The sequence below is a fragment of the Pelomonas dachongensis genome (assembly GCF_043555865.1).
Taxonomy (GTDB): Bacteria; Pseudomonadota; Gammaproteobacteria; order Burkholderiales; family Burkholderiaceae_C; genus Pelomonas; species Pelomonas dachongensis.
This window is the reverse complement of sequence record NZ_JBIGHY010000002.1, coordinates 697,002-714,670: the sequence shown is the minus strand read 5'-3', so window position 1 is coordinate 714,670 and position 17,669 is coordinate 697,002. Positions and strand designations below refer to the sequence as shown.

Genomic DNA, 17,669 nt, shown 5'->3' with positions numbered 1-17,669 from the left:
CCATGTCCTTCACCCTCAACGACCACAAGGCGATCTGCGCCTCCATCTCCATGGGCCAGCTCTCCGTCCAGTACGCAGACAAGCGCGTGCAGTACCGCTCCATGACCGAGCTGATGCAGGCCAAGGCCGTCATCGAGGGCGAGCTGATCGCCAACGGCCTCATGGCTGCACCCCAGACCGGCGGCGTCGAGCGCGGCGGCACCACCTACGCGGCTTACTGCCCCGACTAACCACCATGGCAATGCACCTCAACTGGCTGGATCGCACAATCGCAGCCATGGCCCCGGCCTGGGCGGTCGAACGTGGTATGGCCCGCATGCAGCTCGACGTGCTGCGCAAGTACGAAGCTGCCGAGACTGGTCGCCGGCAAAGCGGCTGGAAGGCCGGCAGCGGCAGCGCCAACGCCGAAGTCGTGCCAGGCCTCGCCACCGTGCGCAACCGCGCCCGGCAGATGGTGCGCGACAACGAGTACGCCAAGGCTGCAGTGCGCACCTTGGCCACCAGCATCGTCGGCAGCACCGGCATCAACGTCATCCCCGAGAACAAGGCCGAGCGCCGCCTGTGGACCGAATGGATCGACGTGTGCGACGCCGACGGCCAGCTCGACTTCGGCGGCCTGCAGCTCCTCGCAGCCAAGACCTGGAAGGAAAGCGGAGAGGTCCTCGCCCGCCGCCGCTGGCGCAAGCCCACCGATGGGCTCACCGTCCCCCTGCAGATCCAGCTGCTCGAGCCCGACCACCTCGACCAGGGCAAGACCGGCATCGACGGCGACAACATCAACATCGCCGGCGTCCAGTACAACAAGCTCGGCTCACGCACCGGCTATTGGCTCTTCGCCGAACACCCCGGCGAAGTTGCGCTGCACCGCCGCGCCCTGCTGAGCTACCTCGTCCCAGCCAGCGAGGTCATCCACCTCTACAGCAAGGACCGCATCAGCCAGGTGCGCGGCATCTCCGCGCTGGCCGTCAGCCTCATGCGCATGCGCGACCTCGACGGCTACGAAGAGGCCGAGCTGGTGCGCAAGAAGATCGAGGCCTGCTTCACGGCGTTCGTCACGACCGACTCGCCGCGCATGCACATCGGCGACCTCAAGAAGGAAGAGGGCGCCCCATCCAACGCGCCGCGTGTCACCGAGAAGGTCAGCCCTGGCCTCATCAAATATCTCACCCAGGGCGAGACCGTCACCTTTGGCTCGCCGCAGGCATCGGGGGGGTATGGGGAATACACCGCCACGCAACTTCACGCCATCGCCGTGGGGGCTGGGGTCACCTACCACCAGCTTACCGGCGACACCTCACGCGCCAACTACACGTCGCACCGCGCCGCGCTGGTCACCTTCAACCAGCTGATCGAGGCTGAGCAATGGCTCGCCTTCATCCCGATGTTCATCAAGCCCATCCGCCGCTGGTGGCGCGAGGCCGCGCAGCTCAACGGCATCAAGGTCGGTAAGAACCCCGACCGCATCACCACGCCCAAGAAGCCCGTCGTCGACCCGCTGAAGGACACCCTGGCCGACAAGGAAGAAATTCGCGCCGGCCTCAAGTCCCTCAGTGAGGCGCTGCGCGAGCGCGGCATGGACCCCGAGACCGTCTTCGCCGAGATCAAGACAGAGCGCGACGCCCTCGCCGTGCTGGGCTTGGTCTTCGACACGGACGCCACCGTCACCGACCTCAAGCTCTCGCCCGGCGACCTGCTCAATGCAGTCGTGGGCAAGGGCAACGACTGAAACTCTGGAGATACGCATGAGCGACATCACCCTCACGCACCTCGCGGCGCTGGCCTCTGCCATCGCAGGCGCACCGGTCTTCGCGCCGGAAGGCGACCACACCCTCACCGCCACAGTCATCGGCTCTGGCGCCGTCAGCGCCACCCTGGCTTGGCAGGGCAGCAACGACGGCGTGGGCTGGGTGACCATCGCCACGCTGACGCCGTCCGGCACTGGCGTCGGGGCGGCGCAGGCCAGCACCACCATCTCTTACCGTTACTGGCGCCAGGTCGTCAGCGCGCTCACGGGGTCGCAGGTCTCGGCCGTGGTTTCGACCGAGCCCGCTGGCCAGGCAGCAGCCCCGGTGTCAGGGGCTGGGAACGGCGACGCGGAGCGCTCTCTGTTCATGGTCGTCGACAGCCGTTTCGAGCAGTCTTTCCGTCCGTCATCTTCCCCCCTGGGCGGCACCACTGCCAAAGGCAGCTACATCGGTGCGGCCGACGTGAAGACCCGCGGCATCACCAACCTCTACGCCGAGAACCCCATGCGCGCGCGCTTCCGCGAGTCGCATCTGCTGGCCAGCGGCGACGAGGGGACGCTGTGTTCGCTGCCTTCAGCGCATCCGGCGGGCACGCGTCGCTACAGCGTCACGGTGACCGCCCCGGATGAGGTGACTTTTGATGGCATCGATGCGACCAGCTTCACGCCCGTTGTGAGTGGCGCTGCGGGAACCGATGCGCTCCTGTGTGTTGACCAGGCCTACGCCAACCACGGGCCTTTCACGCACATGCTCAGAAGGCTGGGCGTGAACTTCAAGACGGTGGATGGCGTGCTGCGCCCGGGCGCGTCGACCACCCAACTCGCGGCGACGATCTCGACCTGGCCGAACAAGAGATTCGATGAGGTGCTCTGGAGTTCCGGCCGCAACAACCTGGCATACGATGAGGCGGCATTGCTGGCGGTACGTGACGCGCTGCTGGCTCGCGGCGGCACTGTCTTCATCGTGCTGCCGTGGCCGGACGCATCGACCGGCAGCGGCTGGACCGGCGCCCTGCTGACGCGCATGAAGCAAGAGTGCGAGTTCTGGTATCGCCAGGCGATCGGCAGCAAGCAGATCGTGCTGATCGATACCTTCGCCGACTATTCCGACCCGTCGCGGACCAATGAAGGCGGTGACCCGAAGTACTACGCGACCGAAGGCGGCGGGCGTGTTCACCCGAACTTCGAGGGCGGCGAGTTCACCGGCGCTCGTGTGGCGGCGGAGATCCTCATCGCGCGCGGCTCCCCGGTTCGTCGGCAGTCAGTGGCTCGGTTCGACAGCGGCAACCTGTTGCTGGGCGCGCGGTTCCCCGCCATCGGCGGCACGGTGGGCGGCATCTTTGCGTCGGCGGGTGCATCGTGCCCCGCCAACTTCCAGGTGGCGACGGCGACGCGACGTAGCGGCAACACCAACGGGGGGCACGGGCAGCTGCTACGCGACCGCGCGAAACCGCGTGCTGACGGCCTGGCGGTGGTTGCTGGCGATCTGGTCGACATCAATGACGGCAACCTGTACCTCGTGCGGGATATCAGCGGCGGCGGTGCCCTTGGCGCGGGCGTGCCTGGCGGCTACGCCGCAGCTGCAGCGTTCAGCTACGGGGCCGCCTTCGCCGACGGCCAGGCCAACCTGTTCCGCATCCCCAAGGTTGTGTTCGACGACACGCGGGCGTCGATCTGGTTCTACTTCGACCCTCGTTGCACCACCGACGGCGGTTCAGAATGGGCCGACTTCTTCCAGACCATCGCTTTGCCAGCTGGTGTTGCTGTTGGCGACTACGTGCGTGGCGAGTGTGAGGTGATCCAGCTCGGCGGCACGTACAAGACCATCGCATCAATGTTGACCTGCATGAGCGGCGCCACGGCGATCAATCGAGCGGCCGACAATCTGCCCAACATCTGGCCCACGGTCGCCCGTCCGGTGACGCTCAAGCCCGAGTGGTATCCGACCCCAAAGCTGAAGGTGCTGGCCGGCACCACGCACCTGGACTTCGCACTGCGCGTGTACTTCGGCGGCGCCGCTCAGGCGGTCGGGTGCCCGGTGCTAGTGCGCCTGCCGCTGGTAGAGAAGACGACGGCGCCGGGAACAATCGGATAGGAAGGTGGTGCGGGTACACCGCACCAGGAAAGCGTGCTGTGATCATCACCGCGCGGTATGAGAATCCTCAACATGAATCCATCAGACACTCAGCTTCAAGCTCTTTCAGCTCACGACGCAAAGCGGGCCGCGCAACAGAAAGAGCGAATTGCGCAGGTTCTGATAGACCATGGCCACTTGGGGGTCGCTGCCGACGCGAATGTGTATGGACGCCGGACGTCACTACGACAGGCTCCTTTCAATCAACTTGAAGCTGTCCTACAAAAGAACCCGAAGCTCCAGATGCTGTTGCCAGAGGTCTGGCGGCGTGAGATCAGCAGAAATGTCTGTAGGCAGCTTGTCGCCGAGCTGGGAAACAAGCGGGCACAGCTGGACAAGGCCAAGGGCATTAAGGATGAAGTGGTGCTCGAAGCGTTGAAGGACGCGTATGAGCGCAACCAATCTGAACGTGATGCAGCTGGGGCACTGGCGGAAAGAATCACAAGCGAGCACTTCGAGGCGTGCAATGTGACGAATCTGCCTGTGGTCACAGACTGCAGTCGGCTCGTCCACATGTACTTTGAGGCGTTGCCACCGTTTGACCCTGACGGCAAGAAGCCGAATGAGTACCGGGACGCCATATCGCTGTTGGACCTCGAGGCGCACGCAGAGGAAAAGAACATGGATGTCGTCGTCGTCACGAATGACGATGGCTGCTTGCGATTCTGCGACGGAACCAGAAGGCTGATTGGCGTCCAGCGTCTGGAAGATCTATTTGCGGCTTTGCAATCGCACAATGATCTGTTGGCAATGCATGCACTCGAAGCCAGGTTGAACGAACAACTGAAAGGCGGTGCAGATAGGCTTCTGAACGTGCTGATGGCCCGCTTGCATTTCCGTATGACCCAGTATGACCTCTCGCCGCTTGCGCAGCTTGCCAGGGAATCTCAGAAGGAGGCCCGGAACAGCTTCCAGAACTGGTATGTGGAGATCCTCGGTGAGCCAAGTCTGCAACCCTTCTCGGATGGTCGTGTGCTTCGCATGAGCAGCGCATATGCAGACGACGTGTCAATCGAAGTTCAAATGCTTGTGAAGCTCAAGATCTTCGCCGCGGGGCACTACATAAAGACAGGGGAGACGGAGTTTCACCCTGACCATCGAGAATCTGTCGGAGAGGTGACGCTGGGAGTAGAGGCCGCCGTCTGCATACCGCAAGGAGATGTGGCGAGGATTGAGGAGCAGGGCGAGATTCCGGGCAACTTGATCTCGCTGAAGGTGGCGTCTGGTGAGATCCCCCAGCTGGTTCCTCCAGACCCTGAGCTGTTTCGCTTTTTCTCAGTCGCATAGGCGTTAGCCCTCCGCCGCGGCACCTACCTCCTCCACTCAGCCAGCACACCCGCAACCTAATCCCCGCTACCAAGCCCGCCGCGCGCAAGCCCGGCGGGCTTCTTGTTTTCTGGAGCCCTCATGCCCCAACCCACCGCAGTAGCCCTCGCAGCCTCAGCAGCGATTGCCTTGGCCGCACCCGCGACCGAGCAGCGCAGCATGCCGCTGCAAACGCGCGCAGTGCCCGTTGCCACCGTCGACGCCGACGCCCGCACCTTCGAGACCGTCTGGACTACCGGCGCCCGCGTGCGCCGCTATGACTGGTGGACCGGCACCTACTACCTCGAGGAGCTGAGCCTCGACCCCACGCACATCCGGCTTGACCGCATGAACGGTGGTGCGCCGCTGCTCAACAGCCACAACCAGTGGAGCCTGTCCAGCGTGCTCGGCGTCACCGAGAAGGCCTGGATGGAGGCCGCCGAAGGCCGCAGCGTCTGCCGCTTCAGTGACCGCGACGAAGAGGTCAATGCAATCTGGCGCGACGTCGTCAACAAGATCATTCGGCACATCTCGGTGGGCTACATCGTCCACCGCTACATGAAGCTCGACGCCGAAGTCGAGGGCGCCCTGCCCATCTGGAAGGCCATCGACTGGGAGCCCGTCGAGCAGTCCCTCGTCCCCATCGGCGCCGATCCCCTGGCCGGCGTGCGCGCGATGGGGGAGGGCGAGCAGCTCAACCTCGAGCAACTGCGCGAGCTGGCTTCCCGCGCTGTCGGCGGCCGCAGCTTCCCCTGCGAGTTCGTCACCCGCGACGCGCCTGCGCTCGCCGCCAACGTTTCCCCCAACCCAGCAGCAGCCGCTGTTGCCACAACCACCACTCCACAGGAGCGTTCCATGACCCCCGAAGAACTCCAAGCGCAAGCGGCTGCCGAGGCCGCCACCCGCGCCCAGGCCCAGGCCGCCGCTGCCACCGAGGCTGCCGTACAAGCCGAGCGCACGCGCTCTGCCGCGATCCGCACGGCCGTCGGCGCTTTCCGCCGCACCGTGCAGGGCGACCTCATCACCGACGAGCAAGTCGAGTCGATGATCACGCGCGGCATCACCGTCGACGCCGCCCGCGCTGAGATGTTCGGCCTGCTGGAGACCCGCTCCAACAGCAACGGTCCCACGCGCAGCGCCGCTGCCATCACCACCACGCAGGATGAGCAGCAGCAGCGCCGTGCCGACATGTCGGCCGCCGTCGCGCACCGCGCCAACCCCAGCCTCGCGCTGCCGGAGACCGCGCGTCGCTTTCGTGGCCTGACCCTGATGGAGCTGGCCCGCCGCAGCCTGGAGCTGCAGGGCGTCAACACCGAAGGCTTGAGCCGCACGGCTCTCGTGTCGCTCGCCATGGGCAACAGCGACGAGATGGGCTTCCGCACGATGCACGGCAACAGCGACTTCGCCATCGCCCTGGCCAGCACCGTCAACCGCACCCTGCGCGACGCCTACACCAGCGCCAACCAAACCTTCAAGACCTGGGCACGTCGCGGCACTCTGGGCGACTTCCGCAACTACACCCGCGTCTCCGTCGCCGCCAATCTGGCGCTGGAGAAGGTCAACGAGCTGGGCGAGTTCAAGCGCGGCACGATCACGGACGCTGGCGAAACCATCCGCCTGGCCACCTACGGCAAGGTGGTGGGCGTCTCGCGTCAGGCCATCATCAATGACGACCTCGACTTCCTCGGCCGCCTGCCCGCGATGTTCGGTCGCGCTGCTGCGGACTTCGAGAGCGATCAGGTCTACGCCGTGCTCAAGGGCAACCCGGTGATGGCCGACACCAAGACGCTCTTCCACGCGGATCACAACAACCTCGGCACCGGCGCCGGCATCACCGAGGCGGCGCTGGACGAAGCCACGCAGAAGATGCGCAAGCAGACCGATCACGGCGGCAATGGCCAGCCGTTGAACCTGACGGCGCGTCACCTCATCGTCAGCGCTGCCCGCGAGCTGCAGGCCCGCAAGCTGCTGAGCGCGCTGCTGGTGGCTACCAAGTCCACCGACGTGAACGTCTACGCCAATGCGTACGAGCTGGTGGTCGAGCCCCGCCTCGATGCCGTCAACCCGCTGGAGTGGTTCCTGGCAGCCGACTCGTCGCAGATTGACACCATCGAGTACGCCTACCTCGAAGGCGAAGAAGGCCTCTACACCGAGCAGCGCATGGGCTTCGACGTGGACGGCCTGGAAGTCAAGGCGCGCCTGGACTTCGCCGCCAAGGCGACCGATCACCGCGGCCTGTTCAAGAACCCGGGCGCCTGATCGCCGCCACGACACGACGAGCGCGGCGCGAGAGCGCCGTGCCGTCGCTTCGCATTCCTGAATCCTTGAAAGGAACAGTGTCATGAAGAACTTCATCCAGCCGGGCGTCAATCTGACGCTCAACGCCCCCTACGACGTCGCCTCCGGCGCCGGCTTGCTGGTGGGCCTCATCTTCTCCGTCGCCACCAATGCTGCGCTGAGCGGCCAGCAGGTCGAAGGCGTCACCCAGGGCGTCTTCGAGTTGCCCTGCGTCGGCGCCGACACGCCCGCCCAGGGCGCCGCCGTCTACTGGGACAACACCAACAAGCGCTGCACCACCACGGCCAGCGGCAACACCAAGATCGGCGTCGCGACCGAGGCCAAGGCCAACGGTCCCACGGTCGTGAAGGTCCGCCTCAACGGCGTGTTCTGACGTCGGCGGTCATGGACAACTCGATCTTCTTTGCGGCCTTTAGGGCGGCGGGCTTCCTCAAGCCCGCCGTCTACAAGCCCGGCCAGCCGGGCGAGAAAAGCTTCGACTGTCAGTGGCAGAGCCCCGACATGCTGTTGCTGGCCGACGAGGCGCAGGGCGCTGAGTTCCTGATCGAGTTCCAGACCGCCGACCTCCCGCCGCTGCGCATCGATGACCGCATCGACGTCGACGGCGTGTCCTACGCCGTGCGCACTCCGCCGATGAAGAAGGGCGACGCCTTCTTCAGCACCGTCGCCCTCAAACCGGCCTGACCCATGCCCACCTTCGCCAAGCAACTGCTCGACGCGGCCGAGACCGCCCTGGCCAGCCAGCTCGCCATCCCGGCCAGCAGCACCTACTTCGAGCGCGTCGCGCCGATCAGCGATGACGAATGCCCGGCGCTCAACGTCGCCGTCGGCGAGGCCCGAAAAATCGGGGTGGTGGGCAGTGAGGGCGAATACGACCTCATCGAGCTGGAGGTCGACATGTCCTTCAGCGTCCACACCCGCGGCGAGGCCCGCACCCGCGTGGCCGACCCCTTCGTCGACGCCGTCAACGGCGCGCTCATGCGCGACCCGAGCCTCGGCGGACTGGCCCAGCGGCTGGGCCTGTTCTCGCTGCGGCCGCGCCAGGCGCCCGCCGGCACCACCGTCGGCATCGCCGACGTTCTCTACCGGGCGCGTTGCCTCGTGCGCGAGCGCGACCTGTCCATCTTCACCCACTGAACTCACACACTCAAAGGAGCCCATCATGGCTGGTCGCGGTCAAATCGCTTTTCACTCCGGTGCCCTGTTCGTCAAGGGCACCGGCGCCAACCCCCGTGCGCTGCGCGTCGCCACGCTGCAAGAAACCTCGTTCGACTTCAAGGCCAGCAACAAAGAGCTGACCGGCGAGAACATGTTTGCGGAGGCCATCGGCCGCGGCAACATCAAGATCTCTGGCAAGGCGAAGTCGGGCCGCTTCAACGGCGCGCTCATGAACCAGCTGTTCTTCGCGCAGCCCGACGCGAACATCCTGTCGCAGGCCAAGCTCATCGCGCTGGACGAACCCGGCACCGTTGCCACTGCGACGGTCACGGTCGCCAACGGCACCAACTTCCTGGAAGACCTGGGCGTGCAGTCCGCCACCACCGGCGAGCAGTACGAGCGCGTCACCAGCGCTCCCGCGGCCAAGCAGTACAGCGTCAACGAGGCCACAGGCGTCTACACCTTCAACGCCACCGAAAACACGAACAGCCTGCTGTTCAGCTACCTGCACAAGACCGTGGCCGCTGGCGCCAAGACGCTGAAGATCACGAACCAGCTGGCTGGCGAGGCACCCACCTTCAAGGGCATCTTCAGCACCAAGTTCCAGGGCCAGACGCTCACGCTGACGCTCAACGCGCTGGTGTCCGAGTCGCTGGCCTTCGGCTTCAAGAACGAAGACTTCTCCATGCCCGACTTCAGCTTCGCCGCCCAGGTGGACTCGCTGGGCGCGGTCGGCGAGCTGTCGATGACCCAGTTCCAATGAGCGCCGGTCTGACCCTCGTCGTGGGTGGCAAGGCGATGCCGCTCGCGCCGCTCAACTACAAGGCGCTCAAGGCGCAGCGCGAGAATATCCGGCGCGTCTCCGTCATGGAGTTCACGAACGCCTACGAGCTGTTCGATGCGCTGACCGGCGTCATCCACGCCTCGCTGGCTCGTGGCGCGCCCGAGCTGACGGTGGATCAGGTCGAGGAAGCGCTCGACGAGCCCACCGCCGAAGTCCTCTACAACGAGGTGCTGCGCATCTCGTTCCCCGCGCAAGCGGGGGAGGCGGCGGCGGCGAGCCCATCTGGCGCATCGACTGGGACGCCCTGATCGTCGAGGCCATCGACTTCACCGGCTGGACCTGGGATGACGTCGAGCACCAGATGGACCTGCACCGCCATGCCGCCTTCTCGCGGCACTGGCGACGCTCGCCGCCGCTGCAGGCAATGGTTCAGGCCTACCTCGGCATCGAGCCCGATGAAGAGCCTGAGCCCCTGACCCCCGAGACCGAAGAGGACGCGCTGCGCCACTTCGTGTCGATGTTCGCTGCCGCCGGCGGCAACGTGAACTGAAGGCATCCACATGAGCGACCAGAAAGCCCGCATCGAGATCCTGGCCGACGCCCGCCAGGCTGTCCGCGAGCTGGGCAGCTTCGCGTCCAGCGTGTCCGCAACGTCGAGCCGCGTGCTGGGCCAGTTGAGCGGCATCGGCGGCGGCGTGCTCGCGCTGCACGGCCGTTTCGCCGCGCTGGGCGCGCTGGTGGGCGGCGGCTTGCTCACCGCCGGCGTGAAGGCGCAGATCGACCTGGCCGATGCCGCCAACGATTCGGCCGAGGCTGCGGGCGTGGGCGTCCAGACTTTCACCGAGCTGAGCTGGGCTTTCCAGATGGGCGGGGGCAATGCTGACTCGCTCGGCAAGACGCTCACCAAGGTCAACGATGCGATGGCGAAGGCCGCCGCGGGCGATCCCGACATGAAGCGGTTGTTCGGCCAAACGCTAAATGTCTCTGTGCGGGACGCTACCGGCGCTATCCGCGGTGTCGATGAGGTGCTGGAAGACATCGCCGAGCGCTTCGCAGCGCTGCCGGACGGCCCCGAGAAGGCCGCGTTGGCCGTCAAGATCTTCGGCGAGCGCATCGGGCCGGGCCTGCTGCCGCTGCTCAACATGGGTAAGGCCGGCATTCACGAAGCCCGCGAGGAGTTCCGGCGGCTGCACGGCACCATCAGCGACGACTTCGCGCAGGGCGCGGGCCAGTTCAACGACAACATGGACCGCATCAACGTGGCAATGCAGGGCGTGCGCGCCACGATGGCCAACGCCGTGATGCCCACCCTGGTGGAGTTCTCCAACTTCTTCGTCAAGGCGGCGAAGGACGTCGGCACGTTCGAAGCCGCCTGGCTCACCTTCGGCAAGGTGGCCGCCCGCGTGCTGGGCACCGACGAGATCGGCCAGTACCGCGGCCAGCTGCGGGATCTCGAAGGGGAGATGGAGCGAATCAAGCTCGTCATGATCGGCGTGGAGAACACGCTTGCCCGAGAGCCGGGCCATGCCGGCGCCGCCCGCCGCATGGCCACGCTCACTGCGCAGCTGGCAAAGGCAGGCGCTCAGGCCGAGGAAACCCGGCGCAAGATCGCCGGTCTGGAGGAAGACGCTAAGGGGCCGCCGCCGGCACCCAAGCCCAAGTCGGCCGACGGCTCCGGTTCGCCCCTTGGCGACTTGTCCAAGCCCGCCGCGGTCAACCGCACCGCCGAGTGGGCCAGCGTGCTGGAGCAACAGAAGAAGGCCTATGCCGACGGCATGGCGCTGCAAGGTCAGTTCACCGAGTGGGGCCATGCCGAGGAGTCGCGCTACTGGCAGGGCATCCTCTCGCGAGCTGATCTGAGCCAGGCCGAAAAGCTGGGCGCCACTGAGCGCCACCTCACGGCCGAGCGCAACCAGCGCAAGCAGGCCGCTGCCACCGACCTGGCGACCCAGCAGGTGGCCATCGACGCTGCCCGCAACAACTTCGCCCAGCAGGCCGAGCTGATGCAGGCCTACGTCGCGCGCGTCGCCGGCATGTACGGCGAAGACAGCCGCGAGTACCAGCAGGCCCTGCGCAGCCAGCTGCAGATGAGGCGCGACCACGAGGGCCGCCTGCGGGACATCGCCAACCAGCGCCGCGAGGCCGAGACGCAAGACCAGCTCGATGAGGTCGCCGACATCGAGCGCATGGCCGAGCTGGCCCGCAGCCTTGGCCAGCTCACGCAGCTGCAGCTGCTGCAGATCCGCGCGCAGTCCATCGAGCAGCGTCGCCTGATCGAGCTGCAGGCCAAGCAGGCCGAGCTGGAGGCCGAGAAGGGCGGCCCCAACGACCCCGTGGCCGTCGAACGCACTCAGGCCGAGATCGCGGCCATCAAGCGCCGCTACAAGGGTCTCGCCGACGACAACCAGGGCCAACAGAGCGTGCAGCGTGCCGACCCCATGTCCAACGTCGCGAACACCAGCCAGCAGCAGCTGCAGCAGGGCTTCACGCAGCTGCTCACTCGGTTTCGCGTCACCGCCCAAGGCGTGCGCGACATTGCCCGCCAGATCGGCACCAGCATGGTCACCGAGATGGTCAGCAAGCCGCTGGCAGAGTGGCTCGTCGGCCAGGCGCGCATGGTTGCCATGACCTGGTTGTTTGGCCAACAGAAGGTTGGCGCCGAAGCCGCGGCGCAGGGGCAGATCACCGCGGTGCAGGCGGCGGGCAGCCTAAAGACCATCGCCATGCGCGCCTACGAGGCTGCCGCCGGCGCCTACAGCGCCATCGCCTCCATCCCCTACGTCGGCCCCGTGCTTGCGCCCATCGCGGCAGGCGTTGCACTGGCGGGTGTCTTCGCATTTGCGAAAAACATCATGAGCGCCGAGGGCGGTTTCGACATCCCGAAGGGCATGAACCCTCTCGTGCAAACGCATAGCAATGAAATGATCCTGCCATCCCGCCACGCCGACACCATGCGCGCGCTCAGCGACCTGCACCTGCAGGGCGGCCTCGGCGGCGGTGGTGGCGGCGATCACTACGCCATCAACGCGCTCGACGCCAAGAGTTTCGACCGCATGCTGCGAGGCCGCCAGGGCGACATGCTCGTGCGCGCCGGCGCCCGCCACCTGCGCAACCGCACCTCACGATGAGCACGGCAGTCTTCCCCAAGTTCGCGGGCCTGTCGGCGGAGCGCACCGTCAGCACGGCGTTCAGCACGCGCGTGCAGCGGGCAGTCAGCGGCCGCCGTGCCGCGATGGGCGAGCGCATCTACCCGGTCTGGACTTTCAGCTTGCGCTACAACTTCCTGCGCGCCTCGCCGTCTGTGGCCGACGTGCAGGCCCTGCGCGCGTTCTTCCGTGCCCGCCGTGGCGCGCTCGACCCGTTCTACTTCCGCGACGAGACCAACAACGCCGTCGTGGCGCAAACGGTCGGCCTCGGCGAGCTGGGGCGCGTCACCTTCCCCCTGGTCTACAACGAGGGCGGCACCATCGACCGCGTCGGTGCCGTCGACATCACCGGCGCCGCGCCCGTGGCACTTGTCAACGGCACGCCGGTATCGGCCACCTTCGGCCGCGACACGCTCACGCTGGCCAGCGCAGCAGCACCGGGGGCCACCGTCGCGTGGACCGGCGCCTATTTCTATCACGTGGCCTTTGCCGACGACAAGCTCGACCTGAAGCGCTTCCTGCACCAGCTCTTCAGCGCCGACGGCCTGTCGCTCGAGACCGTCAACCAGTACAGCTGACACCATGCCCATGACCGAACCCGAGCTGGCAGCCCTGAACACGTGGCTGGCCGGCACCGACGAAGGCTGCCGCTTCGACCTGCTCACCATCACCACGCGCACCGGCCTTGTGCTGCGCTGGACGAACGCCGACGTGCCGCTCACCACGCCGGACAACCGCACCTTCGTGCCGGCGGCGTATGAGCGCGACCGGCTCAAGGTCAACGCCAACCTGCAGATCGATGACGTGCAGCTGACGGTGTTCGTCGACAGCGTCGACGCCATTGCCGGCCAGCCCATGCTGCACTTCGCCGCTCGCGGCGGCCTCGACGGCGCTCGTGTGATGCTGGAATGGCTGTTCCTGGACGTCGACGGCGCACAGAAGGGCTACGTCACCCGTTTCGAAGGCCGCACCGGCCCCGCCGAGACTGGCCTGGGCACGGTGGAAGTGTCCATGCGCAGCCTGATCGCGCAGCTGGAGCGCATGGTGCCGGCCGAGATCTACCAGCCCGGGTGCCGCAACACCATCTACGACGCCTTCTGTGGCCTCAGCGTCGCGGCTGCCGAGATCCCCGGCACCGTCACCGGCCTGTCTGGCGTGCGGCTCGACTTCTTCAGCAGCGGCCTCGGCCAAGCGGCCGGCTTCTTCGACCTGGGCGCCGTGCGCTTCACCAGCGGCCTGCTGGAGGGCGAGCAGCGCACCGTGCGTGCGTACGCCGCCGGCGGCGTGCAGACGGTGCTGCCCTGGCCCAGCCAGCCGGCCATCGGCGACACGTTCGTCATCCGCCCCGGCTGCGACCGCACCAAGGCACGTTGCAGTGCCCTGGGCAACGTCATCCGCTTCCGCGGCGAGCCCCACATCCCAGCGCCCGAAACGGCCTCCTGACATGACCCCCTCAGACCTTCGCGCGCTGCTTCAGGAAGAAGCCCGGCGCTGGATCGGCACGCCCTATCACCACCAGGGCTGCGTGCGCGGCGCCGGCGTGGACTGCCTGATGCTGCTGGTCGCAGTCTTCAAGGCGCCTGGCGTTCTGCCGGCCGAGTTCGACCCCCGGCCCTATGCCCCGCAGTGGCACCTGCACCGCAGTGAGGAGACCTACCTTGCTGGCCTCGATGCCTGGCTGCATCCGCTGCCCGAGGGCGCGCCGCTGCAGCCCGGCGATGTCGTCGTCTGGCGCTTTGGCCGCACGTTCAGCCACGCCGGCCTCGTGGTGCAGCAGGGCGATCAACTGGAGGTGCTGCACGCCCTCGCGCAGGCCGGGGAGGTCACCCAGGATCGCTTCGATGCCGCCGTGTTCGCTGGCCGCGAGATGCGCGCCTTCACCCTGTTTCGTGAGGTGGCGTGATGGGTGGCCAGAGTTTCACCAACGAAGCGCAGAAGATTGCGGACATCCGCATCCAGAGCAGCAGCTACGGCAGCACCATTCCGTGGCTGCTGTGCGGCCGCGGCCGCGTGGCCGGCAACCTGCTGTACTACGGGGCCTTCAAGGCCATCAAGCAAACCGAGCAGGTGAACAGCGGCGGCAAGGGTGGCGGCGGCGGGCAAACCAACGTCACCTACGCCTATCAGGCCGCTGTCATCATCGGCCTGGCCCGCGGGCCGCTGGTGGCTGGCGGCAACATGTGGCGAGGCAAGAGCCAGTTCGCCAGCTTCGCCGCCGGCGGCCTGTCGTTGCAGCTCGGTAACCTGGGGCAGGCCGCGTGGAGCTGGCTGTCCACCAACGACCCCACCAAGTCGCTGGGCTACAGCGGCATGGCCTACGCCTACGCACAGGCCTACTCGCTGGACGACAGCGCCAGTCTGCCCAACCACAACTTCGAGCTGGACGCCGGTGGCCTGGGTGTGGTGCCCGGCGTCGGCGAGCCTGTTCACGACGGTGACCCTCGCGTCGCCGTCGAGCGCCTTCTCACAGACACCCGTTCGGGCGGCGCCTGGCCAGCCGACCGACTGCTCGGCCTGGATCGTTACCAGGCGTACTGCCGCGCCGCAGGCCTGTGGATCAGCCCCGTGCTCTCCGAACAGCGCAGCTGCCTGGACTGGCTGGCCCAGCTGCTCATGCTGACGAACACGCGCGCCGTCTACAACGGCAGCGCGCTGGAGCTGGTGCCGATGGGCGACAGCGACCTGTCCGCCCACGGCGCCTCCTACGTTGCCGACATCACGCCCGAGATCGACTACACGCACGATCACTTCATGCCCGACAAGGGCGACCCGCCCGTGCGCATTCGCCGGCACCAGGGACTGGGCTCCGAGGCCAGCACCGCCACGAGCGACGACGTCGGCTACAACGTCATCACGCTCAACATCGAGAGCCGCGCCAGCGGTTACGCCGAGCAGCCGGTCAGCCGCGACGACCTGGCCAGCATCGAGATGTACGGCCGCCGCGAGAAGGACGCCATCGCCGCGCCCGAGATCAAAGACCCTGCCATTGCCGCACAGATCTGCCAGCAGCTACTGCAGGACGAGTTGGCCAAGCGCAACCGCTACGAGTTCAACGTGGGCTGGCAGAGCTGCCTGCGCAGCCCCGGGCGCCTCGTCACGCTCACCGAGCCCAGCCTCGGCCTGGACCGCCTGCCGGTGCGCATCCTTGAGGTCGAGGAGCTGGATGACCGCCGCATCGCCATCGTGGCCGAAGACGCCCCCATCGGCATCGCCACCGCGCCGCGCTACGGCACCCAGGCCGGCAGCGGGTACTCAGCGGACTACAACGTCGCGCCCGGCGACATTGACGAGCCCGTCATCTTCGAAGCGCCGGCCCAGCTCACACGCACAGGTCTCGAGGTCTACGTCGCGGTCCGTGGCAGCGGGGCATCGTGGGGTGGCTGCCATGTGCATGTCAGCCTCGACGGTCTGACCTACCGCCAGATCGGCACGGTCACCGGCCCCGCGCGCTACGGCTATCTCGCCGGTGCCATGAGCAGCACGGTCGGCGTGCAGGGACTAAGCGGCCAACAGCTGCTCGGCGGCAGCTCGGAAGATGCCGCTACCCTGCAGACGCTGTGCTGGGTTGGCCCTGGCGCGCAGGAGTACTTCGCCTACGAAACGTCGGCGCTGGTCGGCTCAGGCGCCTACACCCTCGGGGGCCTAGTGCGCGGCGCCTACGGCACGCTGCAAAGCGCTCACACCGCAGGGGACCGCTTTGTGCGCGTCGACGACTCGGTCGTCAAGAGCGGCGACCTCGACCTCTCGTTGATCGGCAGCACGCTTCACTTCAAGTTCACGAGCTTCAACGTTTTCGGTGGTGGTCAACAGAGCCTTGGCGAGGTGACTACCGTCACCTACACCGTCACTGGTGTCATGGCGCAGCTGCTGCCGGGCATCGCGGGAAAGAGCCTGCTGGTGCACGCGTCTGCACTGACGTTCCAGTACCCCGCCGGCGGGGGCGTCAATCCGAGTTCGATCACTTTGACGGCCACTCGAACCGGCTTGCTGGCTGGTGCCGTCAACTGGGACATCGTCAGCGGCACCGCCAGCATCACCGGCAGTGGCGACTTGGTCACCATCGATGCGTCCAGCATGTTGACGGACAGCATCGCGGTGCGCGCGACCATCACCGACCCCGTGGCAACTTACAGCGCTGAGACGACCATCGTCAAAGTGCGTGACGGGCAGGCAGGTGCCAACGGTGCGCCAGGTGCGCCTGGTGCGCCTGGCGCTCCCGGGTCGCCTGGTGCGCCAGGCAGCCCGGGCTCAGCCGGAGCGCCCGGCGCAGATGGTGCGGATGGCGCTCCAGCGGTTACCGCTACGTTGAGCAACGAGGCCACGGTCTTTCCCGCGGACCCAGCGGGCAACGTCACCAGCTACGCCGGCAACACCAGCACCATTGCCGTGTATGTCGGGATTACCGATGACACCGCCAACTGGACGCCTTCCATCTCGGCCAGTAGCGGTGTCAGCGCCAGCCGCAGCGGCTACACCGTCACTATCGACGGGCTTGCCCCCGGAACGCCCGCGGGCTATGTCGACATCACTGTCGGCCGCGGGGGCTTTGGCACTATCACCAAGCGCTTCTCTGTCAGCAAAAGCCAGGCCGGCAGCAATGGTGCAAATGGTGCCAACGGAGCAAATGGAGCTAACGGCGCCGACGGCGCACCGGGTGCGCCTGGCGCCCCTGGCCCACAAGGGCCCGCCGGCGCCAATGGCTCAAACGGCCAGCGCGGCAGCATCGAGGCGAGCCGCTCGATCAGTGGCAGCAGTTGGAGTGATAGCGATGCTGCGGCTGCGATCAGCGATGCCGGTTACGGCGCGCCGGTCGTGCTTGACCGGGTGACGCTCTACAACGCTGGCGCCGGCTTCACGCAGAGCCGGTACTTCAACGGCAGTTCCTGGCTCCCCTGGTCGGCCCTCATCAACGGAAACCTGCTCGTGAACGGCTCTGTCGGTGCGCAGGCTATGAGCGTCAGCCAGCTCAGCGCAATCACGGCCGATGTCGGCCTGCTGCGAACTGCTTCGTCGGGTGGGCGCCAGGAGCTAGAGGCCAATCGGCAGCGCATCTTCGACGGGGCCGGCAACCTCCGCGTCGTTTCGGGATACCTGCTGTGA

At 66.7% G+C, this 17,669-nt stretch carries 16 protein-coding genes; all 16 read left to right on the top strand.

What is annotated here, in order from left to right; all coding sequences use genetic code 11:
* Positions 1–2: 2 nt before the first annotated feature.
* Complete coding sequence (locus ACG02S_RS07840; RefSeq protein WP_394469885.1) at positions 3–230, top strand: phage head-tail joining protein; 228 nt, start codon at positions 3–5, stop codon at positions 228–230.
* A gap of 47 nt (positions 231–277) precedes the next feature.
* The gene (locus ACG02S_RS07835) at positions 278–1,726 is read left to right on the top strand and encodes a phage portal protein (protein WP_394469884.1); all 1,449 of its coding nucleotides are present in this window, start codon (positions 278–280) and stop codon (positions 1,724–1,726) included.
* Between the two features lie 16 nt (positions 1,727–1,742).
* Complete coding sequence (locus tag ACG02S_RS07830) at positions 1,743–3,839, top strand: hypothetical protein (protein WP_394469883.1); 2,097 nt, start codon at positions 1,743–1,745, stop codon at positions 3,837–3,839.
* Positions 3,840–3,911: 72 nt separating this feature from the next.
* Positions 3,912–5,165 (top strand): PIN domain-containing protein, encoded by a 1,254-nt coding sequence (locus ACG02S_RS07825; RefSeq protein WP_394469882.1) that lies wholly within the window; start codon positions 3,912–3,914, stop codon positions 5,163–5,165.
* A 120-nt stretch (positions 5,166–5,285) separates the two neighbouring features.
* A complete protein-coding gene (locus tag ACG02S_RS07820; RefSeq protein ID WP_394469881.1) occupies positions 5,286–7,442 on the top strand; it encodes a prohead protease/major capsid protein fusion protein in 2,157 nt (718 codons plus the stop codon).
* An 82-nt stretch (positions 7,443–7,524) separates the two neighbouring features.
* Entirely contained in the window at positions 7,525–7,854 is a 330-nt protein-coding gene (locus ACG02S_RS07815) for a DUF2190 family protein (RefSeq protein ID WP_394469880.1), read from the top strand.
* An 11-nt stretch (positions 7,855–7,865) separates the two neighbouring features.
* Positions 7,866–8,165, top strand: a complete 300-nt coding sequence (locus tag ACG02S_RS07810) for a head-tail joining protein (RefSeq protein ID WP_394469879.1) — start codon at positions 7,866–7,868, stop codon at positions 8,163–8,165.
* Positions 8,166–8,168: 3 nt separating this feature from the next.
* Positions 8,169–8,618 (top strand): hypothetical protein, encoded by a 450-nt coding sequence (locus tag ACG02S_RS07805; RefSeq protein WP_394469878.1) that lies wholly within the window; start codon positions 8,169–8,171, stop codon positions 8,616–8,618.
* Positions 8,619–8,643: 25 nt separating this feature from the next.
* A complete protein-coding gene (locus ACG02S_RS07800; protein WP_394469877.1) occupies positions 8,644–9,402 on the top strand; it encodes a hypothetical protein in 759 nt (252 codons plus the stop codon).
* Positions 9,399–9,731, top strand: a complete 333-nt coding sequence (locus ACG02S_RS07795) for a hypothetical protein (RefSeq protein ID WP_394469876.1) — start codon at positions 9,399–9,401, stop codon at positions 9,729–9,731. Before ACG02S_RS07800 ends, ACG02S_RS07795 begins: the two co-directional genes overlap by 4 nt.
* 53 nt (positions 9,732–9,784) lie before the next feature.
* Positions 9,785–9,973 carry a hypothetical protein gene (locus ACG02S_RS07790; RefSeq protein ID WP_394469875.1) on the top strand — a complete coding sequence of 63 codons (189 nt, stop codon included), beginning with the start codon at positions 9,785–9,787 and terminating at the stop codon, positions 9,971–9,973.
* Positions 9,974–9,983: 10 nt separating this feature from the next.
* Positions 9,984–12,551, top strand: a complete 2,568-nt coding sequence (locus ACG02S_RS07785; protein ID WP_394469874.1) for a coiled-coil domain-containing protein — start codon at positions 9,984–9,986, stop codon at positions 12,549–12,551.
* A complete protein-coding gene (locus tag ACG02S_RS07780) occupies positions 12,548–13,147 on the top strand; it encodes a DUF2460 domain-containing protein (RefSeq protein WP_394469873.1) in 600 nt (199 codons plus the stop codon). The genes ACG02S_RS07785 and ACG02S_RS07780 overlap by 4 nt, the downstream gene beginning before the upstream one ends.
* 4 nt (positions 13,148–13,151) lie before the next feature.
* Positions 13,152–14,012, top strand: a complete 861-nt coding sequence (locus ACG02S_RS07775; protein ID WP_394469872.1) for a DUF2163 domain-containing protein — start codon at positions 13,152–13,154, stop codon at positions 14,010–14,012.
* Between the two features lies 1 nt (position 14,013).
* The gene (locus tag ACG02S_RS07770; protein ID WP_394469871.1) at positions 14,014–14,472 is read left to right on the top strand and encodes an NlpC/P60 family protein; all 459 of its coding nucleotides are present in this window, start codon (positions 14,014–14,016) and stop codon (positions 14,470–14,472) included.
* Complete coding sequence (locus ACG02S_RS07765; protein WP_394469870.1) at positions 14,472–17,669, top strand: phage tail protein; 3,198 nt, start codon at positions 14,472–14,474, stop codon at positions 17,667–17,669. The genes ACG02S_RS07770 and ACG02S_RS07765 overlap by 1 nt, the downstream gene beginning before the upstream one ends.